Below are 4,110 nucleotides of genomic sequence, written 5' to 3'. Positions count from 1 at the left end.
CAACGGCTACTATAATGATATCCTGTTGAAAGTGGCGTCCTTTAAAGTAATTCATGCGCACAATCCCTCGTTTCTTGTCACTCAGTATACTAGAATGAAGTTGCCAGGCAAACTTTGCACCAGAGCCTAAGCTACCACTATGTTATAATGACCATATCGAAAGGAGATCAATCTAATGAAATATACGAAAACCAAAGCAGTATTAAATCAACTCGTTGCCGATTTGAGCCAGATGTCAATGATTATCCATCAGACGCATTGGTACATGCGTGGACCCAACTTTTTGAAGTTGCACCCCTTGATGGATGAGTTCATGGAAGAAATTGACAGCCAACTCGATGTCATTTCTGAACGGCTGATTGCGCTTGATGGCAGTCCTTACTCGACCTTAAAAGAAATGGCCGAAAACACTAAGATTCAAGACTGGCCTGGTGAATGGGACAAAACAACCCCAGAACGCCTCGCACACTTAGTTGATGGCTATCGTTACTTGGAAGACCTTTACAAACACGGCATTGAAGTATCCGATGTTGAAAAAGACTTCAGTACCCAAGATATTTTCATTGGTCTCAAAACCGCAATTGAGAAGAAAATCTGGATGATTCAGGCAGAGCTTGGGTCGGCGCCGGAAATTGATGAATAAAATAATATTAAAAAATCGGTAGGCTTAAACATTGCTAACGCTTATATCAGTGCTGCTATTTAATTAAAATGCGACATCCCAACAACGGGGTGGCGCATTTTTGTTTGCAATGCGGTGACAAATAGGCCGGAAACAAAATAAGTGAGTGATAACTCATTTTAATGTTGACAAACCGAGATGTACTGATTATACTAAGGCCACTAAGTGAGTGAGTATACACTCGCTTTGAGAAAGAGGGTTATTAAAATGGTAACGGATTATGTCATCGCCAAGCAGGTCAGCAAGCACTTTGGTCATCAGCAAGTGCTCAATCAGATTGATTTGACACTGCCGGCTGGAATGATTTATGGCTTGATTGGGCCATCAGGAGCTGGGAAGACCACCTTGATCAAGAGTATTTTAGGGATGGAAGCTGTGGATAGTGGCACTGTTAAAGTCATGGATACGGTGATGCCCAATAGGGCGGTAATGGCACAAGTAGGGTATATGGCCCAAAGTGACGCTTTGTATGAGACACTAACGGCCCGTGAAAACCTGACCTTGTTTGGGCAATTGATGAGCGTTCCAAAAATAAAGTTAGCACAGATGATTGATTATGCAGCCGGATTAGTTGATTTAACGTCCCAATTAGACAAGCGGGTCAGTGGCTATTCGGGTGGGATGAAACGGCGCTTGTCGTTGGCAATTGCCCTGATTCAGGATCCCCAATTATTGATTTTAGATGAACCGACCGTTGGGATTGATCCAGAATTACGGCAACAAATTTGGACCGAACTAAATAAGCTCAAGGATACCGGTAAGTCGATGCTCGTGACAACGCATGTCATGGACGAAGCAGAACGGTGTGATTATCTCATGTTGATTCGGCACGGGATTGCGCTTGCTGAGGGGACACCCGCGGCACTGAAACAACAGTATGCAGTAGATACGATCGAACAGGTCTTTTTGAAAGCGGGGCGGATGCAAGATGCGAACGATGGCAATCGTTAGACGAGTTTTTAAGCAAATGTTACGTGATAAGCGTACCTTGGCGCTGATGTTTTTGGCACCATTGCTGATTATGACGCTGATGTATTTCTTATTTCAAAACAACACGACGCAAGTAGCAAGCTTGGGTGTTCATCATGTAGACCAATCCGTGGTTAACGTGATCGATACCAAAAACGTGACGATTCATCATTATGATAGTTCACAGGCACGGAAAATGATTAAGCAGCATGATCTAGATGGCTATTTGACTCAGAAAAATGGTCAATTGACGATTACTTATTCAAATAGCAATCCAACCAACACGTCTTTAATTAAGGCGAGTTTACAATCAGGATTAGTCAAGTTGAAAATGAAGACGCTGGTGACCGTTACTAAGAAACAGCGCGCGGCCCTTGAATCGCAACAAGCCGCTTTGAAGAAGCTGACAGCAGCCCAGACACAAGCAACGGTGACCAAGCTGAAGACTGCCATTGCACAAGCCCAGGCCCGCGGTGACCAGGCAACTGCTGAGAAATTACAAAAGCAACTCAAGCAAGCCACAGCCACGACGTCTAGTTCGACTCAGTCAGCTAAAGCAACCAGTTATACGACTAAGTCTCATTATATTTATGGTAGTAGTGATTCAACGTTCTTTGAAAGCTTTTTGCCAGCCTTTCTCGGTTTCTTTGTCTTCTTCTTTGTGTTCTTGATTTCTGGCGTTTCACTTTTGAATGAACGCACTACTGGAACCCTAAGCCGGCTACTTGCAACCCCAATTCGACGGAGTGAAATTATTATGGGCTATCTAATTGGTTATGGGGGCTTTGCCATCATTCAGACTGTCCTGACCGTTGTTTTCACAATTACGGTCTTCAAGATTCACTTAGTTGGTAGTATTTGGCTGGTCTTTCTGACTAACTTATTATTAGCGTTAGTGGCTTTGACCTTGGGTATCTTTATTTCCACCTTTGCTAACTCAGAATTTCAAATGATTCAGTTTATTCCACTGATTGTTGTACCACAAATCTTTTTTGCTGGGTTGGTTCCAGTCGATGGCATGGCCAGTTGGTTGCAAGCAATTGCCCACATCATGCCGTTATACTATGGTGCTAATGCGATGACGGCTGTTGTGACAAAGGGTGCTGGGCTTGGCGATATTGGTGTCAATTTGTTAATATTAGTAGGGTTTATGGTCGTACTAACAATGTTGAATATTGTTGGAATGAAACGTTATCGGAAGGTGTGAGGATATGGAACGACCACGGATACGGGATTATTTTCAACAGGATCTAAGTCAGAATGAAACGATTACACCTAAGCAACGGGCCATCCTCCAGGCAAGTCTCGATTTGTTTGCTGAAAAGGGTTTTGACCAGACCAGTACTAGTGATATTGCACAACGGGCCGGCGTTGCGGAGGGGACGGTCTATCGGCGGTATAAGACTAAGGCTGCCTTACGGGATGCCATCTTAGCACCAATTACCGCGCACATTGTGCCAATCTTAGCGAGTGATTTTTCAGAGGATGAATTACGGCAGCGTTATCCCAGTCTACAGGCATTCGTCACAGCAATTTTTACGGACCGAGTTGCATTTGCTAAAGCTAACGTGAAAGAGTTAAAGGTCATTTTTGAAATGGCAGCTTTTGACACCGAACGACGCGAACAGATTCTTAGCCAGATTGCGCCTAAGATGGTCAAGCAGATGGGAAGTGTCATAAATCAACTAAAAGCAGATCATTTGATTGTGGATTGGCCGAATGATTTGATACTGCAAAGTTTGTTATCGCAGCTATTCGGTTACCTAGCGCAGTTAATGCTGGAATTGCCGGGAACTGAAATTGAGCGCGAACAAGCGTATTTGATTACGGTGATGACCAAAATATTGACCCCGGGTGAACATGATCAAATTACTGGTCAGTGAGCTAACTGTTACTTGATATAAACTAAAGCCACTTCTGTACTTAGCGGTCATTTGAACGCTAAGTACAGAAGTGGCTTTGGTCGTTGCTACGCGTGTTCGTTTGTTAATCTGCTAGTATCGTCATTTTATTCAACAAACTAGTTTGTAACTGGCTGAGTGTGGTCGTCATGTAGACCGGGTAAAGATCTGGGTTGACGAGCCGCTGGGTTGTTCGTGGGAGCTCGGCAAGTTTAGCCTGGGTCGTTGCCTGAATGGTTGTAACCGGAATTGACGTGGTGTTGGACAAATCTACCGGCGCGAGTAAGGGCCGGGCTTCAAAATGGGTGAGTCGCTGTTGACGGTCGACACTGAGTGGGTCACTGGTGACGACGGTTAGGCTGGTCGCATCAACGATCGTCTCGGTAGCTAGTGCAATCAAATCAGCAAAGGCCCGCTTAGGGCTCTGGTGCAAATAGTCTGAGAGTGTGCCTTTTACCTAGTTGTTGATAGGGTGTTGTAGGTTATGCTGGCACCATCGCTTTTAATTCGTCCACGGCTGAAAACCCGATGAGGCTTAGCTCTCGTCGGGTTTTCTTG

5 protein-coding genes and 1 pseudogene are annotated in these 4,110 nt (G+C 44.5%); 4 read left to right on the top strand and 2 right to left on the bottom strand.

Annotation, left to right across the window (positions count from 1 at the left end; translation table 11 throughout):
• The first annotated feature begins 175 nt into the window (after nt 1-175).
• The 4 genes from ACGG90_RS15310 (at nt 176) to ACGG90_RS15295 (ending at nt 3,534) form a co-directional block, all read left to right on the top strand.
• Nucleotides 176-643, top strand: coding sequence for a Dps family protein (locus ACGG90_RS15310; protein ID WP_125754425.1), 468 nt, complete (start codon nt 176-178; stop codon nt 641-643).
• 246 nt (nt 644-889) lie between these two features.
• Entirely contained in the window at nt 890-1,633 is a 744-nt protein-coding gene (locus ACGG90_RS15305; protein ID WP_084988357.1) for an ABC transporter ATP-binding protein, read from the top strand.
• Nucleotides 1,611-2,858, top strand: coding sequence for an ABC transporter permease (locus ACGG90_RS15300; protein WP_084988356.1), 1,248 nt, complete (start codon nt 1,611-1,613; stop codon nt 2,856-2,858). Before ACGG90_RS15305 ends, ACGG90_RS15300 begins: the two co-directional genes overlap by 23 nt.
• 4 nt (nt 2,859-2,862) lie before the next feature.
• Entirely contained in the window at nt 2,863-3,534 is a 672-nt protein-coding gene (locus ACGG90_RS15295; RefSeq protein ID WP_014975084.1) for a TetR/AcrR family transcriptional regulator, read from the top strand.
• A gap of 103 nt (nt 3,535-3,637) precedes the next feature.
• On the opposite strand, the gene ACGG90_RS15290 is transcribed toward ACGG90_RS15295, so the two are convergent.
• Together ACGG90_RS15290 and ACGG90_RS15285 are read right to left on the bottom strand one after the other, a co-directional pair.
• Nucleotides 3,638-3,985 (bottom strand): hypothetical protein, encoded by a 348-nt coding sequence (locus ACGG90_RS15290; RefSeq protein ID WP_057707481.1) that lies wholly within the window; start codon nt 3,983-3,985, stop codon nt 3,638-3,640.
• A gap of 49 nt (nt 3,986-4,034) precedes the next feature.
• Nucleotides 4,035-4,110, bottom strand: a pseudogene (locus ACGG90_RS15285) (IS6 family transposase); the annotation flags it as partial.

It is taken from the genome of Lacticaseibacillus jixiensis (genome assembly GCF_042847315.1).
Lineage (GTDB): Bacteria > Bacillota > Bacilli > Lactobacillales > Lactobacillaceae > Lacticaseibacillus > Lacticaseibacillus jixiensis.
The sequence above is the reverse complement of the archived record's forward strand: the minus strand, read 5'-3'. Positions and strand labels throughout refer to the sequence as shown.

Coding starts and splice junctions, on each gene's coding strand:
- ACGG90_RS15300 (WP_084988356.1), top strand. CDS start 1,611: ATGCGAACGATGGCAATCGTTAGACGAGTTTTTAAGCAAATGTTACGT.
- ACGG90_RS15310 (WP_125754425.1), top strand. CDS start 176: ATGAAATATACGAAAACCAAAGCAGTATTAAATCAACTCGTTGCCGAT.
- ACGG90_RS15295 (WP_014975084.1), top strand. CDS start 2,863: ATGGAACGACCACGGATACGGGATTATTTTCAACAGGATCTAAGTCAG.
- ACGG90_RS15305 (WP_084988357.1), top strand. CDS start 890: ATGGTAACGGATTATGTCATCGCCAAGCAGGTCAGCAAGCACTTTGGT.